We start from the raw sequence: 19,930 nt of genomic DNA on the forward strand, positions 1-19,930 counted from the left end.
CGGCTGGACAAGTAACAGTCAAAAAGAAACCGGGGTCCTGTGAGGGACTACAGGACCCCGGCCGATGCCGATACGACTTCCAGGAAACATGGCACCTCGTCATGAGGCGGGACGGCAGGCCGAGAAAGCCCCAACGAACCTGCCTTGATCCCCTTTGCCGAAAGCCGTTACTTCGGCAACAGCACCTTGTTGACGACATGGATGACGCCGTTCGACTGGTTGACGTCGGCGATCGTCACCCGCGCCTCGCCGCCCGACTCATCCATGATGTAGAGCTTGCCCTTCTTGACTTCGGCGGTCAGCGTGTCACCGGAGACGGTCTTCATCTCGTACTTGCCGCCCATCGCCCTGGCCTTCTTCATCATCTCGGCGCCCGAAATCTTGCCGGCCACGACATGCGCGGTCAGCGCCTTGGTGAGCTTGTCCTTGTTCTCCGGCTTCAGCAGCGTGTCGACGGTGCCCTTGGGCAATTTCGCAAACGCTGCATTGGTCGGGGCAAAGACTGTGAAAGGGCCGGCGCCCTGCAGCGTGTCGACCAGGCCGGCGGCCTTGACCGCGGCGACCAGCGTCGTGTGATCCTTCGAATTGACGGCGTTCTCGACGATGTTCTTGGTGGTGTACATCGGCGCGCCGCCGACATTCGGGTTTTTGGCATAGGCGGGCGCGGCAATCGCCACGCCGGCGATGAGCGCGGAAAGGGCGATGGTCCTGAATGACGGCAAGCGCATGTGGTCTTCCTCCGGGTGAGGGCTGATCGGAATTGATAGCCTTTGGAAACGCACAGGCAGTCACGCCCCCGGCGAGGCGCAAGTTTCGCCGATCACGGGAACGTGATCCCGGAGTTGCTTAAACGGAAAAAGCCCCGCGCGAGCGGGGCTTTGAGGCTGGAGAAAGCGCTGCGCTTCTATTCGGCCGGCGATGGTTTCTTTCGGAACAGCGCGACCAGATTGTCCCACAGCTCGATCTTGGCACCCTGGCGCTTCATGATGATGCCCTGCTGGAGGATCGACAGCGTGTTGTTCCAGGCCCAGTAGATGACGAGGCCGGCCGGGAAACCCGCCATCATGAAGGTGAAGATGACAGGCATCCAGGTGAAGATCGCCGCCTGCGTCGGATCCGGCGGCGTCGGGTTCATGCGCATCTGCAGGAACATGGTGACGCCCATGATCAGCGGCCAGACGCCGATCATCAGCATGTGCGGCAGGGTGACCGGGATCAGGCCGAAGAGGTTGAAAAGCGACGTCGGATCGGGCGCCGCCAGATCCTGGATCCAGCCGAAGAACGGCGCGTGCCGCATCTCGATGGTGATGTAGAGCACCTTGTAGAGCGAGAAGAAGACCGGGATCTGCAGCGCCACCGGCCAGCAGCCGGCAAGCGGGTTGATCTTCTCGGTCTTGTACAGCTCCATCATCGCCTGCTGCTGCTTCATCTTGTCGTCCGCGTATTTCTCGCGGATCTCGAGCATTTTCGGCTGCACCTTCTTCATGTTCGCCATCGACGCGTAGGACTTGTTGGCGAGCGGATAGAAGATGGCCTTGACGATGACGGTGGTGGCGAGGATGGCCAGGCCGAAATTGCCGAAGAATTTGTAGAGCGTGTCGATCAGCCAGAACATCGGCTTGGTGATGAAGTGGAACCAGCCCCAGTCGATCAGGAGATCGAACCGCTTGATATGACGGTCTTCCGCATAGGCGTTGATCTTGCCGACTTCCTTGGCGCCGGCGAAGATTTCGCTCTCCACCGTCGCCGACTGGCCGGCATCGACGGTGATCGGGTCGGTGAGGAAGTCGGACTGGTAGCGATGGCGGCCGTCCTCGAAATAGGCGTAGCGCGGCTGGAACGGCTGCTTCTCCGTCGGCACCAGCGTCACCGCCCAGTATTTGTCGGTGATGCCGAGCCACCCGTCGGTCGACTTGCCCGGCGTGAACTGCTTGTCCTTCTCGATGGACGCGTATTTGTGCTCCTGCAGGCCTTCGGTGCCGGTGAAGCCGATCAGGCCCTCATGCAGCACATAGGTGCTGGCAACCAGCGGCTTGTCGAAGCGGGTGACGCGGCCGTAATTGGACAGCGAGACAGCGGCCGTGCCCGCATTCTGCACCGTGTCGGACACCGTGAACATGTAGTTGGTGTCGACGGAAAAGGTGCGCTTGAAGGTCAGGCCCTTGTCGTTCGAATAGGTCAGCGTGACCGGGGTCGTCGGCGTCAGCGTCGCATTGCCGTCGACGGCCCACACAGTCTCGGGACCAGGCACCGCGCCGGTCTTGTCGTTGCCGACGAAGCCGATCTCGGCATAGTAGCCATTGGGCAGTGCCGCCGGGTTGAGCAGGCTGATCTCGGGCGAGTTCTTGTCGACCGTCTCAGTGTAGTGCTTGAGCTTGAGGTCGTCGAGACGGGCGCCGGTCAGGTTGATTGAACCCTCGAGGCTCGGCGTGTCGATCCTGGCGCGGGTGGTCGTGGCGAGTGCCTGTTCGCGGCCGGCCGGCGTCACGGCGTCTGTTCCCGGTGCGTTGGGAATGGCGCCAGGGGCGACGGGCGTTCCGGTGTCGGTACCGGGATTTGTGCCGGCGGCCTTCTTCTGCTCCTCGACGCGCTGCTGTTCGACGCGGGCTGCCTCGCGCTGCGCTTCGCTGCGCGGCAACACGTAAAAATATTGCCATACCGCCAGGATCAGCACCGACAGCGCGATGGTGATGAAGAAGTTCCGGTTGTTTTCCATCGAAAGCCCTTGGCCTATCGTGTTCCGCGCAGTCGGCGGGAGAGTTCGGCCTTCAACTGGCCGAACGGAGTGGTAAGCACGTCTTCGCGCCCGACGATGACATAGTCATTGCCAGGCGCCATGTCACTTGCAGCATGCGTGCGGACGGCTTCTCGCAGCCGCCGCCGGACACGGTTGCGGACAACCGCATTGCCGACCTTCTTGGTGACGGTGTAGCCGACGCGCGGCGACAGGCCGTCGCCGCGGTCGAGGACTTCAACGAGAAAAAGCCGCCCGCGTCGCTTTTCACCACGACGGACGGCCAGGAATTCCGCGCGCTTCAGAAGCCGCTTGGGATTTGGTCCCACTGGCTTGCCGGATGCGGGCAACGATCTCGTCTTCCGTTCAGGCGCTGAGCCGCTTGCGACCGCGGTTGCGGCGAGCTGCGACGACGCCGCGACCACCCTTGGTGGCCATGCGGGCACGGAAGCCGTGCCGACGTTTGCGGACGAGTTTAGACGGTTGGTAGGTACGCTTCATTTGTTTTAATACCGCGGGGTGCGGCCCTTCTTGATTCTGTCACTGTGTAACAGGAGCTTTGCCGGGCCGGCTTTGGCGCGATCGAAACCGCGCCGGGACGAATGGCCCGAGCGTGTGCGGGCTTATAGAAAGAAGGCTTTTGGAAGTCAATCCGGAGTCGTCGGGCGCAATCCGGCTCCGTTCAGGCCGGTTTATGTTTGCGACCAAGGATGAAATTGGCAAGAAAGCCGTAATCGCCTAATCTGCGTTGATCAAGTGATCGTGAAGACATTAGCCGCATGAGCGAAACCATACAGGCACAGGAAGGGATCGGCACGGCGGGGCCCACCGAGGCGCCAGCCACCGTGCGCACGGTTCCGCTGTCGCGCGGCCTGTCGACCAAGCTGCTGCTGCTGACCATCGTCTTCGTGCTGTTGGCCGAAGTGCTGATCTTCCTGCCCTGGATCGCCAGCTACCGGCTGAACTGGCTGAAGGAGCGGCTGAGCACGGCGGCGGCGGTGTCGATCGTGCTGGTGCAAGGCGAATCCACCTCGCTGTCGCGCACGGCCCAGAACGACGTGCTGATGGCGATCGGCGCCAAGGCGATCGCGGTGCGCGACGGCGGCGTCTCGCGGCTGCTGGTGGTGGCCGAAATGCCGCCGAAGGTCGACGAACACATCGATATCGCTTCGATCGGCATGATCAAGGGCATGACCGGCGCGCTCGACACGCTGTTTTTCGGCGGCGACCGGATGCTGCGCGTCTTCGGCCCGGTCGGCGAGTCCGACAAGGAGTTCGAGCTGATCATGCCGGACAACAGCCTGCGCAATGCGATGCTGCGCTATTCGCGCAACGTCGCCTTCGTCTCGCTGCTGATCTCGCTGTTCACCGCCATGCTGGTCTACGCCGCCATCGACCTGATCATGATCGGGCCGATCCGGACCATGACGCGCTCGATGCTGTCCTTCTCCGAAGCGCCCGACGATCCCGGACGGATCATCCATCCGGCTGCCCGCGCCGACGAGATCGGCGTTGCCGAGCGCGAGCTGTCGCAGATGCAGGAGCGGCTGCAAAAAATGCTCTCCGAGCAGAAGCATCTTGCCGACCTCGGCCTCGCGGTCTCCAAGATCAACCATGACATGCGCAACATCCTGGCCTCGGCGCAGCTGATGTCTGACCGCCTGCGCCAGGTCAAGGATCCGACCGTGCAGGCCTTCGCGCCGAAACTGCTGCGCGCACTCGACCGCGCCGTGTCTTATTCCGAAGGCGTGCTTCACTACGGCCGCACGCAGGAGCCGCCGCCCGCGCGGCGCCGGCTCCGGCTGCGGCAGCTGGTCGAGGACGTGCAAGGCTTGCTCGACATCGAGCAAGGCATCGAGTTCGTCAATTCGGTCGAGCCGACCTTCGAGGTCGATGCCGATTCCGACCAGTTGTTCAGGGTGCTCACCAATCTGTGCCGGAATTCCGTGCAGGCGATGGCGGCCGACAGCGAAAACGCCCTGGTGCGCCGCCTGGCGGTGTCGGCCGTGCGCCTGGGCAGCGTCAGCCGCATTGCCGTCAGCGACACCGGCCCCGGCCTGCCGCCGAAGGCGCGGGAAAACCTGTTCGCGGCGTTCCGCGGCTCGGCCCGCAGCGGCGGCACCGGCCTTGGCCTGGCGATCGCGCATGAATTGATCCGCGCCCATGGCGGCACGGTGGAGCTGGTCGAGAGCATCGGCGGACGCACCACATTCGCGGTCACCATTCCCGACCAGCCGGTCCGGCTCGACCAGGCCCGCAACGGCCTGCGCCGCCCGGCATGATGTTTCGGGCGCGTTTTGCTCCGATGCTCGTGCCTCCGGGTCCGGCGCTCTTCCCTGCCGGCCGATGCTCGTTCCTTCGAGATGGATGCTCATCCTTGAAGGATCGAGTTCGAACCCGGCTTAGTGGCCGTTTCCAAGCGCCGGGATCCGGGCCGTCATCGTCAGCCAAGGCACTTGTGACAAAACTTTTGCCGGATCGGCTTGCTTTTCGGAAATTCAGTCGCTAGGGAACACGTCTCGTCGCGACCGGTCGTTCACGATCGGATTGCGGGGTCATGGAAAGCATGGCCTGTTGCGCGCCCGTAGCTCAGCTGGATAGAGCACCAGACTACGAATCTGGGGGTCAGGAGTTCGAATCTCTTCGGGCGCGCCAATAATTTCCACGTATTCTGGACGACTGTCTCGAAACCGTTTCTCAGGCTTCTGTTCGAGTTCTCGCTTCCGGCGAAAAGTAGGCCTGTCGCACTTAACCCAAGTTGCGCGTGAACGCCGCCCCGCAAGGATCAAGCGTTACAGCACGATGCTAAGATGGCTACGCTGCAATGAGCCCTATTTCAGCAATTGCACTAAATCCTTCCAAGAAGCGTTTTCAACGGATGGCGGACACGCGAGGCAGGGCTTTTGAACCTCTTGAATGCCGCAGCATAAACTGCACCCATACCATTAAGCGGGTCGGCCCCGCGGTCGGCTCGTGACGCCAACTCCTGGAGAACGGCGAGGTTGACACACGGTTGAATCTTTCGGGTGTCGATCCAATCGTCATCTGGCAACGTGTAATCGATATGCATGTGACGGTCCAACCAACGTTTTAAGCCGGCGAAATCAGGATTGTTTGCATAACGAATGGCGTCAACGCTGAGACCAGCAATTACATCGGCGATCTGAAGCGTGGGATTGTCGATCGAAGCGCCGAATCGGATCGGCCGTGCGAGATTGGCCTTTAGTGTCCTTGGACTTTGACCATCGTTGATCGGAATTGCTTCTGTTTTGCCGACAAAGCCATTGAATGCGTCAGCCATAGCTCCAAGAGGCTTTGACTCGTCGCACAGGACGTCCAGCCTAGCGTGGCGATGTCCCCAGCCTGTTAATAACAAACTCCACAAAGCTGTGGTCGTGAGGTCGAGAGTCCACTTACCAACAGGGTTCTCATCCTCCTGAAGGTGGGTAGACTCCTCCGCAATTTTCGCAGCAAAACCCTTCGCAAACCGCAGCACACAGTTCACGACGATGTGCGCATGATTTCCTTGGTGACTACCGTCGAAAAGCGCAGGTGCGTCTTCCGGTTTGAAGCTGCGCATGAAGGTTTGGAGCTCGATCGCAATTTGATGCACCGGCTGCCCGTTTGCGTACATTATCCGGTGGAGTGCGTTCATGACGAACCGGTGAAGATTGTAGCGGTAAAAAAGGGCGCTGTTTTCCGCGAGAACCGGCTCGAATATATATTCGTAAGCCTTTCCGCCAAGATTGAGCCGCTTGTCGCAGATCATCACCATGGCACGCCCTTGAAGTCGCGTTGCTAAATCCTGAGCAATTTCAGTCCAATTCTTTCGTTTGCGCAAAAGCCCAGCCTTTAGCTCAGGTGACTGGACTTTGTATTTTGCCCGCATCTCTTCGACAATTATCTTGCCTTCGTCGGCTGTAAGGTCGATCGACGCATATGCGAAAATGGTCTGGTCTTCATCCAGCAATTTTGGTCCGGTAAAGCCGGCTTCGTCGCAGGAGATCAGAGCTGGGGGCTTTAGCAAGAAGGTCGACTCATCGTTAGGTCATTCAGCCGCTAGGGCGGCATTAGAAAGCGCTTGCCGAACCTCTTCCGGAACCAGTCCAAGTTTCGAAAAGAAGCTTCGATTTCTTAGCTCAGCGTCCCTGAAGACCTTCTGGTAGCTCAAAACTCTGATCGAAGCGCGATGGTTTGGCGAGAAACCATAATACCCCATGCCGTCGGGAGTTGGTGTTTGGGCGACGCTACGTTCAAATCTCTTCCTTGCACCGGCACTCAGATCGCATACAACGATGCATTCGAAAGGTGTCTGACTATCAATTTCCGAAACTATCTCGCCTTCAATGTCTCTTATAGTTCTGCTCCTCAGTCGCTCGATGTATTCGAGAACCTGATCAACAGGATCGCTAGAGAGTATCTCATCCCCGGGGCGCTTGAATTCTATAATTACGACGGGATCATTCGTCCCTTCGCGACGGAACCCGTACGGGTTAAAAAACAGCAGATCGGGCTCCTTGCGTTCCCCTTGTACACCTAACGCCGCCATTGATTTGTCAGATGCGAAGAAGCTGTAATACGAGAGCAAATCATCAATGAGCCAGAGATTGTGCTCATCGTACTGTTTGGCGCCCAACATCTTACCCATGGGGCAAATCAGTTCGTGTAGCGTTCGCTCCCAGTGATAAGTCTTCTTGTCCTCATCGCTGTATCTGAGAAGCGATCTGGCAAGCTGGACTATCTGATGGCGTTTTATAGTGTACTCAGCTAGCCGCCGCTTGGCGTCATCACTTACTTTGGCAACCAAATCCTCGATTCTATCACGGCGTGCCTTTTCGTCAGACTCTGCACCATCATTTGAAATGGCCTCAATCTGATGTCTCAATTTGCGCTCATGTCTGTACAGCAGCGTGAAAAGAGTTTTCCCGATGTCTTCCTCTGACATGCTGGGCGACAATCCGACGACGTAGGAATCGACGTCTTTGACGGAAACTGCCAGCTGGGGATGTTCCTCCAATATCTCGATCACATGTCGCTTCTGAGTTCTTCTAATGCTTTTTATGTGGGTCTCGAGAAAACGCTCTGCTGCGTCGAGAGCGCATTCTTTGATAGCTTCGATCTCGCTTTCTAGCGCCTTGAAACCGGTTCGCTCCTGGTCAACTTTGGCGTCCAAAAACCCGCCATTGACGACACAGACGTAAGCCCTTCCGTTTTCTAGGCTTCTCAACGCAAATTTCTTCTCGATCTCAATGCTCTGGACAACGCGGCCTTGTGCTGTGAGGAGTATCGAGTTCGACAATTCCTGAGAGATCGCTTTATCGACGTAGACGTGCGAGATGCGGATCTTGCCGACGCTTGCGACCTGAACATCAATCTCTTCCTCGGCCTTCTTCTCTACCTTCGAAGAAAGGTAAGCTCCGATATCCAAATCACGCCGACCGAATGCGACGTTTAGCTGAGGCATGCTGCCCGCAATGAAATACGGGAAGAAGTGATGACAGATGTATTTGGATAGTGATGAGGGGCCGATGGCCGCGTTTTGTTCCCCCTTTAAGTCTGACAACATGATCTGCGTGCCGGTTTGATCCGCCACGCCCTTGCCCTTAACCAGGCCAATGAGGGAATCATCGATCGATGGATCGAATCTAAACGAAACCTGCTCATAGCCGTGGAGACCAGTTTCGTAGGTGCTTCTGACGTTGATAATCCGGAACACCTTATCCCAGATGAGACGGCCAACGCCTTTGCCACCGATAGCATATTTCTGTCGGGTGTCGCAGGTCTCGAAAGACCTAAGGTGGGTATCGTTCAGCCCAATTCCGTTGTCTGAGATAGCTAGATACTTAAGTGTTTTGTCCGCGTTTGTTTGCACTAGGATGCCAATTACACCGCGTTTCGAAAATTCGGCGCGGCCAAATCGCTCCTCGATCGCTTGGATTGCGTTGCTCACCGCTTCGTAAATTGAAAATAGCAACGCTGTGCGTCCATCGGGCAATCGCATATTGCCGATTCTTCCCAAGACATCGAATTTCATGATCCCCCCTGGGCGATACATCGCCTCCTTGCTGCTAGCAGGCATGGTCTAATTGACGAAGTCAATCTTATGTCGCAGGCCCAGCGCGAAATATTCGTTTGCCGTGCATGCTCAAAAACCCCAGCGCGCCAATTTGCTGACACACAGGATCGCTGACGATTTGTTTTATGTTCGATTCGCGTCGAACCAGGATGACAGCGTCATTGCTGTTTCCGAGTTCATGTAGTCGCCAGCGAGTTACCTGGAAAGCCTTTCGCAAAGCATCTTCAGCTGCCGCTACAGCGGCTTGTTCATCGCAAAAAAGCGCGGTGTGGTCTCGGCGAGGCCCGCAATTCCCGCTCAACGCCCCATCTTCAAAGATGTCAGCATGGATTGTATCGCTTGGCAGTCGAAGTCTCGCCATTTCGTCTTTTGCAGCTTCTACTGCGGCCTCGCGAGAGTCGAACGGCCCCAGCAGGTCAGCCAGAACAACCCGCTCCTTGCGGACTATGTCCTTTGAGATTTTGGCACTGTAAGTCATTACTGCCCTCTTATCCTTCGGAGCTGTGCAATTTATCACGCCTGCGGAGCAATCTCGAAGACGTTTTGCGCCCGCTTCGGCTGCACCTTGTGATCGATACTGTCCAACTGCGCGGAAACCAGCGGAGCCTGATTTGACCATCTCCTCTACCAACACCAAGCGCGCACTTATCACCGGGGCCGGTGCGGCCGACGGGATCGGCTTTGCCATTGCCCGGCAGCTCGGCCGTGCCGGCCATGCGGTCTTCCTCACGGGAGCCAGTACGCGCGTGCTCGATCGCGCCGCCGAGCTTTGCCGCGAAGGCATCGATGCCAAAGCCGTGGTCGCCGATCTCACCATCGCTGCCGATGTCGCGCGGCTGCGGGCCGATGTCGGGGCGGTCGGTATCCTGGTCAACAATGCCGGCATGGGCTCGCTGGCATCGCCCTCGGTCGACAAGGCGTTTCTCGCCATGACCGAGGCCGACTGGGACCAGGGGATCGACGTCAGCCTGAAGACCGCATTCCTCGTCACGAAGGCCTTTCTGCCGGCGATGGTCGAAGCGGGCTACGGGCGCATCGTCAATGTGGCGTCCGTCACCGGACCGCTGGTATCCTTCGAAGGCACATCAGCCTATTCCGCCGCCAAGGCCGGCATGGTCGGCCTGACGCGCACGCTGGCGCTGGAAGTGGCGAAAAGCGGCGTAACAGTCAATGCCGTGGCGCCCGGCTGGATCGAAACGGGTTCGTCGAGCGAGATGGAGCGGCAAGCCGCCCTGCACACGCCGCCGGCGCGGGCCGGGCGGCCGGATGAGGTGGCCGCAGCGGTGGTGTTCCTGGCCTCGGAAGGTGCCAGCTATGTCAATGGCGCCCTGCTGGTGGTCGACGGCGGCAACCGCCTTCAGGAGCGCAAGGGCTAAGCTCAAAGGCGCTTGTCGTCAGGGTCGGTCGGCGGGCAGGCCTCGCCCAAGTTCCTCACCCCTTAAGACGCCTTGGCCAGAAAGTTCCGATAATCCGACTTGGCCTGCAGCAGGCGCAGCACATTGTCGCGCGACCCGCGCACATGGGCGCGCGCCAGCGTGCCGGCTTTGGCGGCGTCGCCAGCGCAGATGGCATCGACGATTTCGGCATGCTCGTCGCGGGCGATCTTCCATTCGTCCAGCCACAAAAGTTCGGTCCAGACATAGTGCTGGCACTTGTCGAGGATGCCGCACAGCATGCCGTGCAGCATCACATTGCCGCTGATTTCGGCGATGACGCGGTGCAGGTCAATGCCGACCTCAAGCTCCTGGAATTTTTCCCTGTTGGTGCGCTCCGGAATGGCGGCCAGCCGCTCGCATTCGGCCAGCATGGCGCGCAGCCGTGCCTTGTCCTGGTCCGTCGCCGCCGCTGCCGCCAGTTCCGTCGCGTGGCCGTCGAGCAGCTCGCGGATCTCGAAGGCCTCGCGGAACATGTTGATGTCGAACTCGGTGACGACATAGCCCTGGCGCGGCCGGCCGGTGACCAGCCCGTCGCGCTCGAGACGGTTGAAGGCCTCGCGCACCGGGGTGCGGCTGACAGTCAGCTTCGCCGCGATGTCGTTTTCGGTGACGCGCGAGCCCGGCGGAATCTGGCCGGTCACGATCATCGCCTTGAGCGCGGAGTAGACCGAGTCACGCAACGTATTTTTGGTTTTCTTGGCCAAGCTTCCCTTCCCACTTCTCCGGCCTTTCAGCCGGAACACGCATAGCTGTAGCCGCAGTCGGCATAATTTGCCACGCCCCCGGCGACGCCGTTCCTCGCCACCTTGTCCGGCTCGAAACCCGTGAATTCGATCGAGCCGGCGGTGTTGACAACATCGATCGCTAGGCTACACTCAAAATTGTATACAAAATAGCATGCCAAATCAAAAACAATGGGAACACCGGTTGGAGAGCCGAAAAAATGAACAGGACCAGAAGCGTTAGTATCGTTGCGATGGCGGGCCTCATGGCTTCGCTCGCGGCCCCCGCCATGGCGGGCGACACCATCACCGTCGCCTCATGGGGCGGCACCTACCAGGAGGCGCAGACCAAGGCGTTTTTCAAGCCTACCGCCGACGCGCTCGGCATCACCATCAAGGAAGACACCACCAACGGCCTCGACGACGTCCGGCTGCAGGTGACCGGCAATGCGGTGAAGTGGGACATCACCGAACTTGGCGCCGACGAATGTGCGCGCGGCTCGAAGGAAGGGCTGTTCGAGAAGCTCGACTACGGCATCATCGACAAGAGCGGCATTAACCCGAAGCTGGTCCACGACGACTGGGTCGGCATTTCCTACACATCCGTCGTGCTGATCTACCGGACCGACGTGTTCGGCGACAAAGGCCCGAAGACCTGGGCCGACTTCTGGAACGCGGAAAAGTTTCCGGGACGGCGCGCGCTGAGCGGCAGCCAGGCGACCGAAACGCTGAGCGTCGCGGCACTGGCCGAAGGCATTCCGATCGACAAGGTCTATCCGGTCAATATCGACGGCGCGTTGAAATCCGTCGACAAGATCCGTGGCCATATCGACGCCTGGTGGACCTCCGGCGCGCAGGCCATGCAGCTGGTGAAGGACGGTGAAGTCGACATGGCGAGCATCTGGAACGGCCGTGCCGGCACCTTGAAGAAGGAAGGCGCGCCGGTCAGCTTCTCCTTCGACCAGGGCGTGCTGACCGCCGACTGCATGGTCATCCCCAAGGGCTCCAAGAACAAGGAAGCCGCGATGAAGGCGCTGGCGATGTTCGTCAGCCCGCAATTGCAGGCCAATCTGCCGCTCTATGTCGACAATGGCCCGGTCAATGAGAAGGCTTTCGAGACCGGCAAGATCCCGCAGGACAGGATCAAGGATATCAATTCGGCGCCCGAAAACGTCAAGAAGCAGGTGTTGCAGGATGCAGAATTCTGGCGCGACAATTTGGTCGAGGCGACGGAAAAGTTCAACAATCTGATCCAGCAATAGGCTGCGGCCGCAATCCAAACCACGGCAGGGCGACGCCTCGCCCTGCTTTCGCCGCCTCAGCCCCTGGGAGAGAAAAATCTTGTCCATTGCGCCATCCGCGTTGCCGATCGGCATGCGCGGGATCGAGAAACGATTTGGCAGCGTGCCTGTGCTGCGCGACCTCAACCTCGACGTTGAGGCTGGTGAATTCCTGACGCTGCTGGGGCCTTCCGGTTCCGGCAAGACGACGCTGCTGATGATCCTGGCCGGTTTCGTGCGGGCCAATGCCGGCTCGATCAGGGTCGGCGGCGACGAGATCATCACCACGCCGCCGCACAAGCGCAACATCGGCATGGTGTTTCAGAACTACGCGCTGTTTCCGCATATGAACGTCTTTCACAACATCGCCTTTCCGCTGAAGCAGCGCGGCGTCGCCGCCGCCGAGACGGCCGAGCGTGTCGAGAAGGCGCTCGATCTGGTGAAATTGCAGGGGCTGGGCGAGCGCCGGGTCGACCAGCTCTCCGGCGGCCAGCGCCAGCGCGTGGCGCTGGCGCGCGCCATCGTCTTCGAGCCGCGCATCGTTTTGATGGACGAGCCCCTGTCGGCGCTCGACAAGGGCTTGCGCGAGCACATGCAGATCGAGCTGCGCAGCCTGCACCGGCGGCTTGGCATGACCACGGTCTATGTCACGCACGACCAGCGTGAAGCCATCACCATGTCGGACCGCATCGCGGTGATGAACGCCGGGCGCATCGAACAGCTCGACAAGCCCGAAAGCCTCTACGCCAGGCCGCAAACGCAATTTGTAGCCGGCTTCATCGGCGAATCGAATTTCATTCCGGTCGAGTGCCGCAACGGCTCCGTCTGGTACGAGGAGCGAAGAATCCATACGGCGGCGGCGACGCCGGCGGCAGGCCAGTACCTGATGGTGGTGCGGCCGGAAAAGCTGCGGCTGCTCACCGATGCCGAACCGGCAAGCGGCGTCAACGTGCTCAACGCGACGCTCAGCGACATCATCTACCAGGGCGACAGCTTCGTCTGCTATGCCGTGCTGCGCGACGGCCGGCAGCTGACTTTGCGCGACTATTGCCGCAGCGATGTGCTGGCGAAAATGCCCGCACCCGGCCATCCAGTCTCATTCGGTCTCGATGCGCAGGACACGATCCTGGTGGCGGCAGACTGATGAGCGCGCAGACCGCCCTCATGCAGGAGAAAGCCGGCCGCGCGGGCCCGGATTTGAACACGCAGGCGCTGCGCACGGACGCGCGGCGCGAGTCGTTGCGGCTGCTGGCGCTGCTGTCGCCAAGCCTGTTGCTGGTCTTCGCCATCATCATCGTGCCCATCGGCTGGCTGTTCTGGCTGTCGCTGTTCGACGAAGCCGGCGCCTTCAGTCCCGCCAATTATGCGCGCTTCTTCGAACAGGCCTCCTACATCAAGACCTTCATCACCACCTTCAAGGTCGCCTTCATCGTCACCGGCGCCTGTGTGCTGCTCGGCTATCCCCTGGCTTATATGCTGTCGCAGCTGCCGCGCCGGGCGGCGTCGATCTGCCTGATCTTCGTCATCCTGCCGTTCTGGACATCGGTTCTGGTGCGCACCTATGCCTGGCTGGTGATCCTGCAGCGCAAGGGCCTGATCAACAGCTGGCTGATCGACCTCGGCGTGATCAGCCAGCCGCTGTCGCTCGCCAACAATTTTTCGGGCGTCGTCATCGGCATGACGCATATCCTGCTGCCGTTCCTGGTGCTGCCGCTTTACGCCTCGATGAAGACCATCGACACCGACTGCCTGCGCGCCGGCATGAACCTCGGCGCCGGCCCGGCCGCCACCTTCCGGCAGATCTTCTTTCCGCTGTCGCTGCCCGGCCTCGCCTCGGGCGTGGTCATCGTCTTCGTGCTGTGCCTGGGCTTCTTCGTCACGCCTGCGCTGATGGGCGGCGGCAAGGTCATCATGTGGGCGATGCGCATGGAACAGACCACCAGCCTCTATTCCAACTGGGGCGCGGGTGCCGCACTCGGCGTGGTGCTGCTGGTGGTCACGCTGGCGCTTCTCGGCCTGTTCCAATGGCTGCTCGGCGCGCGCGCCACAGGTGTCTGGAGTTCGCGATGAGCGAGGATGTCGGCCTGCCGATCTCGCACCGGCAACGTCTGTGGCTCTACTGCCTCGGCGGCCTCGTGCTGCTGTTCCTGATCGCGCCGTCGATCATCATCGTCATCATGTCGTTTTCGGATTCGACGCTGCTGCAATTCCCGCCGCAGCAATGGTCGCTGCGCTGGTACCAGACCTATTTTGGCTCACTGGAATGGCGCGACGCCACGATCGTCTCGGTCAAGGTGGCTGTTATGACCGTGCTGGTGGCGACGCCGCTCGGCACTGCTGCCGCATATGCCATCAACCGGGGCACGCTGCGCTTCAACGGCACCATCAACGCGCTGCTGACCGCATCGCTGATCGTCCCGGTGATTCTGATCGGCATCGGCACCTTCTTCCTCTATGCCCGCATCGGGCTCAACAACACGCTGACCGGGCTGGTCATCGCGCACACGGTGCAGGCCTTGCCGCTGGTGGTGCTGACGGTGCTGTCGGGCTTGCGCTCCTACGACATGAACCAGGAGCGCGTGGCGCGCAGCCTCGGCGCCGGACGTGTCGCCGCGTTCTGGCAGGTGACCATGCCGCAGATCCGCTTCTCGATCGTCTCGGGCGCGCTGTTTGCCTTCATCACCTCCTTCGACGAAGTGGTGGTTTCGCTGTTCATATCGGGCGGCGAGACCACGACATTGACGCGCCGCATGTTCAATGCGCTGCGCGACCAAATCGACCCGACGATCGCCGCCATCTCGACCTGCCTGATCGTGCTCTCGGTCGTGCTGTTGTCGGTTGCGCAGATCTTCGGCCGGCGGCATTGATTTCACCAGACCAATTCGCAGAAGTGACCAACTTGCAGACGTGACCAGGGGATATCCAGACAGAATGCGTGATTTCCAGTTTCCCGGCCGCTCGCCGGTTCGTGCCACCGAGGCGGTTGCCGCGACCTCGCATCCGCTTGCAACCCTTGCGGCCATCGACATGCTGCGCTCCGGCGGCAATGCCATGGATGCCGCCGTCTGCGCCGCCGCCGTGCAGGGCGTCGTCGAGCCGCAATCGACGGGCATCGGCGGCGACTGCTTCGTGCTCTATTCTCCCGGTGGACAAGGCAATGTACTGGCCTTCAACGGCTCGGGGCGGGCGCCGGCCAAGGCGACGGTCGACTGGTATCTGGACAAGGGTTTTAGCGAGCTTCCGAAACAGGGTGCGCATGCGGTCACCGTGCCGGGCGCCGTCGATGCCTGGAGCCGCCTGCTCGAGGACCATGGCCGCAAGGGCCTTGCCGAGGCGCTGGCGCCGGCCATCCATTATGCCGAAAACGGCTATGTCGTGCACGACCGCGTCGCCTTCGACTGGGCCGAGCCGGAAACCGACCTGTCAGCCGACGAGCATGCCGCGCGCATCTTCCTGCCCGGCGGCAAGGCGCCGAAGGCGGGTGACGTCCACCGGCAGCCGGAACTGGCGGCGACCTTGCGCATCATCGCCAAACACGGCCGGTCCGGTTTCTACGAAGGCGCGGTCGCCAACGATATGGTGGGCCGGCTCAACGAATTGGGCGGACTTCATTCGGCGGAGGATTTCGCCGCGACCAGAGGCGATTATGTGGCGCCGGTCAGCACCTCCTATGGCGGCCATGAGATCCACCAGATGCCACCAAACAATCAGGGGCTGACGGCGCTTTTGATGCTCAATTTGCTCTCGGGCTTCGAGCTTGGCGGGCTCGACCCGAATGGCGCCGAGCGCCTGCATCTGGAGATCGAGGCCGGGCGCCTGGCCTATCGCGACCGCGACCGCTATGTCGGCGACCAGGACCATGTCCCAGTGCCCGTGAAGCAGCTCCTGTCCGGCGCCTATGCCGACCGGCTGCGCGCCGAGATCGACCGCGACCGCGCCATGACGCATCTGCCGCGCGTGGAGCTGCCCGGCAGCGACACGGTCTACATCTCCATCGTCGACCGCGACCGCAACGCGGTCTCCTTCATCAACTCGACCTATTACTCGTTCGGCAGCGGCGTCGTCGGCCCCAAGACCGGTGTCGTGCTGCAGAACCGTGGTTCCAGCTTCCGCCTTGAGCCTGCGCACCCGAACGCGATCGCGCCCGGCAAGCGGCCGATGCACACGATCATGCCCGGCATGGCGACGAAGAACGGCCGCGTGGTGATGCCGTTCGGCGTCATGGGCGGCGGCTACCAGCCGTTCGGCCATGTCCATCTGCTGACCAACATGATCGACTTCGGCATGGACCCGCAGCAGGCGCTGGATGCGCCGAGGGTGTTCTACAATGACGACACCGCGGAGGCCGAGCGTGGCATTCCCACTGATGCGATCGAGGGCCTGCGCCGGCGTGGCCACCGCATAGCCGAGCCGCATCATCCGCTGGGCGGCGGGCAGGTAGTGCTGATCGACTGGGAGAAGGGGACGCTGACCGGCGCTTCCGATCCGCGCAAGGATGGTTTGGCGCTTGGCTACTGACGCAATCCGTTGTCCAATGGCGTATCCATATCGAGGCAAGCCCGTCAGCGGGGCTGCCGCCAATAGTCGTTCGAAATCCAGCCGGTGATCATGACCCAAACTGAAACCCACGCAGATCTCTCCCGCCGTCTCGCAGCGGGGGCGGACGATGCACCCGCCATCCTGGCACCCGACAGGGCGACGCTCAGCCATGGCGGATTGCGCAGCCTGATCGCCGACACGGCAAAACAGCTGCATGCGCGCGGCATCGGCCGGGGCGACAGGGTGGCGATCGTGCTGCCGAACGGGCCCGAGATGGCCACCGCCTTTATCGCCGTGGCGGCCGCCGCTTCGACGGCGCCGCTCAATCCCGCCTACCGGGCCGACGAGCTCGATTTCTACCTCACCGACATCGGCGCCAAGGCGATCCTCGTTGCGGAGGGCGAGACCGGACCGGCGGTGACGGTGGCCGAACGCCTCGGCATCGGCGTGCTGCGGCTTGTCGTGCAGCCCGGCACACCCGCCGGCAGCTTCACGATCGAGGGCGCAGCGATCGGACCGCAGGCCGCGCCCGACATGGCGCAGGACGGTGACATCGCGCTGTTGCTGCACACTTCGGGCACGACGTCGCGGCCAAAACTGGTGCCGCTCAGCCATGCCAACATCGCAGCCTCGGCTGCCCATATCGGCGGCACGCTTGGCCTGACGGCCGATGACCGCTGCCTCAACATCATGCCGCTGTTCCACATTCACGGCCTGATCGCGGCGGTGCTGTCGTCGCTGGCATCGGGCGGCAGCATCTACTGCACGCCCGGCTTCAACGCGCTGCGCTTCTTCCAGTGGCTGAGCGACGCGCGGCCGACCTGGTACACGGCGGTGCCGACCATGCATCAGGCGATCCTGCCCCGCGCGGCACGCAACACCGAGGCGCTGGCGGCGGCGCGTCTGCGCTTCATCCGCTCGTCCTCGGCGTCGCTGCCGGCACAGGTGATGGCTGAACTGGAGGCGACCTTCGGCTGCCCGGTGATCGAATCCTACGGGATGACCGAGGCCGCCCACCAGATGGCCTCGAACCGGCTGCCGCCGGGCCAGCGCAAGCCCGGCAGCGTCGGTGCCTCCGCCGGTCCGGACGTGGCTGTCATGGCGCCCGACGGGCGGCTGCTCGAACCCGGCGAGACCGGCGAGATCGTCATTCGCGGACCCAATGTCACGGCGGGCTACGAAAAGAACCCGGATGCCAACGCCACGGCTTTCGCGCATGGCTGGTTCCACACCGGCGACCAGGGCGTGCTCGACGAGGACGGCTATTTGCGCGTCACCGGTCGGCTCAAGGAGATCATCAACCGCGGTGGCGAAAAGATCTCGCCGCTCGAGGTCGACGACGTGCTGATGGACCATCCGGCGGTGGCGCAGGTCGTCACCTTCGCCATGCCGCATGACAAGCTTGGCGAGGAGGTGGCCGCGGCGGTTGTGCTGCGCGAAGGCATCAGCGCCACCGAGGGTGACATCCGCACCTATGCCGCGACGCGGCTTGCCGATTTCAAGGTGCCGCGCAAGATCCTGATCCTGGACGAGATCCCCAAGGGTGCGACCGGCAAATTGCAGCGCATCGGCCTTGCTGCCAAACTCGGGCTTTGACGATGAAGATCACCATCTTCGGCGCCGGTGCGATTGGCGGCTATCTCGCGGCCAAGCTCGCCATCACTGGGCGGACCGATCTTTCGATCGTCGCGCGCGGCGCCCATCTGGAAGCGATCAAGACGGATGGCCTTCGCCTGATCGAGGATGGCCAGGAGATTTCGGTCCCCGTCCGGGCCGCCGCCAAGGCCGAGGAGCTTGGCGCCCAGGATTACGTCGTGCTGGCGCTGAAGGCCCATTCGCTCTCCCCAGCCCTTGACCAGATCGCGCCACTGCTCGGGGACCACACATCAGTCGTCACCATGCAGAACGGCGTGCCCTGGTGGTATTTCCACGGCGTCGGCGGGCCGCTGGAAGGCACCAGGCTGAACGCGGTCGACCCCGGCGGCGCGATCTGGCAGCGGATCGGACCGGACCGCGTCATCGGCTCGGTCGTCTATCCCGCCGTCGAGGTCGATGCGCCGGGCCTCATCCGCCATGTCGAGGGCAAACGTTTCTCGCTCGGCGAACCCTCCGGCGAGCGCCGCGAACGGGTCACGCTTCTGGCCGAGGAGATGGTCAAGGCCGGCTTGCAAGCGCCGGTACGCGAGGACATCCGCAGCGAAATCTGGGTAAAACTGTGGGGCAATCTCTCCTTCAACCCGATCTCGGCGCTGACCGGCAGCACGCTGGCCGCGATTGTCGCCGACGATGGCACCCGCGCGCTCGCCCGCACCATGATGCTGGAGGCGCAGGCGATCGGCGAAAGCCTCGGCGTGCGTTTTCCCATAGCGGTCGACCGGCGCATCAAGGGCGCCGGCGATGTCGGCGAACACAAGACCTCGATGCTGCAGGACCTGGAGCGCGGCCGGCCGATGGAGATCGACGCGCTGGTGAGCGCGGTGCAGGAACTTGGCCGGCTAACGGACAAGCCGACCCCGACCATCGATGCCGTGCTGGCGCTGGTGCGCCGGCTGGCGGTGGAACGCGGGTGTTATGGGTGAGGTGAAAGGACAGGGCAAATCAGAGCCGTGGCGCGCGACGATCCAGGCCCTGAAGTACCTCGGCCTCATGTCCCAGCTTGACCAGGGTTAGCAGCATGCTGAACGCTATTCACCACGTCGCGCTCATCTGCACCGACTACGACCGGTCGCGACGGTTCTACGTCGAACTCCTCGGCCTCGATCTGATCCGGGAGGTTTATCGGGAGGAGCGGCAGTCATGGAAGGCGGATCTGCGGATCGGTCGGCCCAACTGGAATTGTTCTCCTTCCCTGCACCGGCGATGCGGCCATCCCACCCAGAGGCTACAGGCCTGAGACATCTGGCATTTGCTGTGGCTAATCTTGAGCCCGCAATTATCCGCCTGGAAGCCGCAGGCGTTGCCGTTGAGCCAATCCGGATCGACCCATACACAGACCAACGGTTTACTTTTTTCAGAGATCCGGATGGATTGCCGCTGGAACTTTACGAAGCCTCATAAGGAACGGTTCGCTTTCGCGGCGGGCGCTGTGTACTGACGGTCTCGGTATCGGCGGACCGCGAATCTGTGCTAAGCGCCGCCCAACC

At 61.7% G+C, this 19,930-nt stretch carries 17 protein-coding genes, 1 tRNA gene and 1 pseudogene; 11 read left to right on the top strand and 8 right to left on the bottom strand.

Going from position 1 to position 19,930, the window contains the following annotated elements:
• Positions 1–167 precede the first annotated feature (167 nt).
• The 4 genes from NKI66_RS14015 to rpmH form a co-directional block, all read right to left on the bottom strand.
• Positions 168–728 (bottom strand): fasciclin domain-containing protein, encoded by a 561-nt coding sequence (locus NKI66_RS14015; protein WP_352751954.1) that lies wholly within the window; start codon positions 726–728, stop codon positions 168–170.
• Positions 729–904: 176 nt separating this feature from the next.
• The gene (yidC, locus tag NKI66_RS14020) at positions 905–2,716 is read right to left on the bottom strand and encodes a membrane protein insertase YidC (RefSeq protein ID WP_352440595.1); all 1,812 of its coding nucleotides are present in this window, start codon (positions 2,714–2,716) and stop codon (positions 905–907) included.
• 14 nt (positions 2,717–2,730) lie between these two features.
• Positions 2,731–3,084: a ribonuclease P protein component gene (gene rnpA / locus NKI66_RS14025; RefSeq protein WP_013528505.1), complete on the bottom strand. Its 354-nt coding sequence runs from the start codon at positions 3,082–3,084 to the stop codon at positions 2,731–2,733.
• A 16-nt stretch (positions 3,085–3,100) separates the two neighbouring features.
• Positions 3,101–3,235 carry a 50S ribosomal protein L34 gene (gene rpmH / locus NKI66_RS14030; RefSeq protein WP_008833937.1) on the bottom strand — a complete coding sequence of 45 codons (135 nt, stop codon included), beginning with the start codon at positions 3,233–3,235 and terminating at the stop codon, positions 3,101–3,103.
• A gap of 278 nt (positions 3,236–3,513) precedes the next feature.
• Here rpmH and NKI66_RS14035 point away from each other — a divergent pair, with 278 nt between their 5' ends.
• Positions 3,514–5,016: a sensor histidine kinase gene (locus tag NKI66_RS14035; RefSeq protein WP_352751955.1), complete on the top strand. Its 1,503-nt coding sequence runs from the start codon at positions 3,514–3,516 to the stop codon at positions 5,014–5,016.
• A gap of 296 nt (positions 5,017–5,312) precedes the next feature.
• Positions 5,313–5,389: transfer RNA gene (locus tag NKI66_RS14040), tRNA-Arg, on the top strand.
• A 193-nt stretch (positions 5,390–5,582) separates the two neighbouring features.
• Here the strand turns inward: NKI66_RS14040 and NKI66_RS14045 are convergent.
• The 3 genes from NKI66_RS14045 to NKI66_RS14055 all read right to left on the bottom strand — a co-directional run bounded on the left by NKI66_RS14045 (position 5,583) and on the right by NKI66_RS14055 (position 9,288).
• The gene (locus tag NKI66_RS14045; protein ID WP_352751957.1) at positions 5,583–6,761 is read right to left on the bottom strand and encodes a DUF3800 domain-containing protein; all 1,179 of its coding nucleotides are present in this window, start codon (positions 6,759–6,761) and stop codon (positions 5,583–5,585) included.
• Between the two features lie 21 nt (positions 6,762–6,782).
• The gene (locus NKI66_RS14050; RefSeq protein ID WP_352751959.1) at positions 6,783–8,768 is read right to left on the bottom strand and encodes an ATP-binding protein; all 1,986 of its coding nucleotides are present in this window, start codon (positions 8,766–8,768) and stop codon (positions 6,783–6,785) included.
• Between the two features lie 67 nt (positions 8,769–8,835).
• Positions 8,836–9,288 (bottom strand): hypothetical protein, encoded by a 453-nt coding sequence (locus NKI66_RS14055; protein WP_352751961.1) that lies wholly within the window; start codon positions 9,286–9,288, stop codon positions 8,836–8,838.
• Positions 9,289–9,421: 133 nt separating this feature from the next.
• On the opposite strand from NKI66_RS14055, the gene NKI66_RS14060 reads away from it, so the two are divergent.
• Complete coding sequence (locus tag NKI66_RS14060) at positions 9,422–10,186, top strand: SDR family NAD(P)-dependent oxidoreductase (protein ID WP_352440617.1); 765 nt, start codon at positions 9,422–9,424, stop codon at positions 10,184–10,186.
• Positions 10,187–10,248: 62 nt separating this feature from the next.
• Here the strand turns inward: NKI66_RS14060 and NKI66_RS14065 are convergent, their stop codons facing one another.
• On the bottom strand, positions 10,249–10,950 hold the full coding sequence (locus NKI66_RS14065; protein ID WP_352720893.1) for a GntR family transcriptional regulator: 702 nt from the start codon (positions 10,948–10,950) through the stop codon (positions 10,249–10,251).
• Between the two features lie 239 nt (positions 10,951–11,189).
• On the opposite strand from NKI66_RS14065, the gene NKI66_RS14070 reads away from it, so the two are divergent.
• From NKI66_RS14070 to gloA2, 8 genes and pseudogenes are all read left to right on the top strand, one after another.
• On the top strand, positions 11,190–12,230 hold the full coding sequence (locus tag NKI66_RS14070) for an ABC transporter substrate-binding protein (protein ID WP_352720895.1): 1,041 nt from the start codon (positions 11,190–11,192) through the stop codon (positions 12,228–12,230).
• A gap of 79 nt (positions 12,231–12,309) precedes the next feature.
• Positions 12,310–13,392, top strand: coding sequence for an ABC transporter ATP-binding protein (locus NKI66_RS14075; RefSeq protein WP_352720897.1), 1,083 nt, complete (start codon positions 12,310–12,312; stop codon positions 13,390–13,392).
• Positions 13,392–14,318: an ABC transporter permease gene (locus NKI66_RS14080; RefSeq protein WP_352720899.1), complete on the top strand. Its 927-nt coding sequence runs from the start codon at positions 13,392–13,394 to the stop codon at positions 14,316–14,318. The genes NKI66_RS14075 and NKI66_RS14080 overlap by 1 nt, the downstream gene beginning before the upstream one ends.
• Positions 14,315–15,115, top strand: a complete 801-nt coding sequence (locus tag NKI66_RS14085) for an ABC transporter permease (protein ID WP_023810805.1) — start codon at positions 14,315–14,317, stop codon at positions 15,113–15,115. The genes NKI66_RS14080 and NKI66_RS14085 overlap by 4 nt, the downstream gene beginning before the upstream one ends.
• Positions 15,116–15,179: 64 nt before the next feature.
• Positions 15,180–16,766 (top strand): gamma-glutamyltransferase, encoded by a 1,587-nt coding sequence (ggt, locus tag NKI66_RS14090; RefSeq protein WP_352720901.1) that lies wholly within the window; start codon positions 15,180–15,182, stop codon positions 16,764–16,766.
• Between the two features lie 90 nt (positions 16,767–16,856).
• Positions 16,857–18,383: an acyl--CoA ligase gene (locus tag NKI66_RS14095; RefSeq protein WP_352720903.1), complete on the top strand. Its 1,527-nt coding sequence runs from the start codon at positions 16,857–16,859 to the stop codon at positions 18,381–18,383.
• A gap of 2 nt (positions 18,384–18,385) precedes the next feature.
• Complete coding sequence (locus tag NKI66_RS14100) at positions 18,386–19,366, top strand: 2-dehydropantoate 2-reductase (protein ID WP_352720905.1); 981 nt, start codon at positions 18,386–18,388, stop codon at positions 19,364–19,366.
• A 95-nt stretch (positions 19,367–19,461) separates the two neighbouring features.
• Positions 19,462–19,844: pseudogene (gene gloA2, locus NKI66_RS14105) on the top strand (SMU1112c/YaeR family gloxylase I-like metalloprotein).
• Positions 19,845–19,930 lie beyond the last annotated feature (86 nt).

This window comes from Mesorhizobium sp. M0518 (assembly GCF_040321125.1).
In the GTDB taxonomy this organism is placed as follows: Bacteria; Pseudomonadota; Alphaproteobacteria; order Rhizobiales; family Rhizobiaceae; genus Mesorhizobium.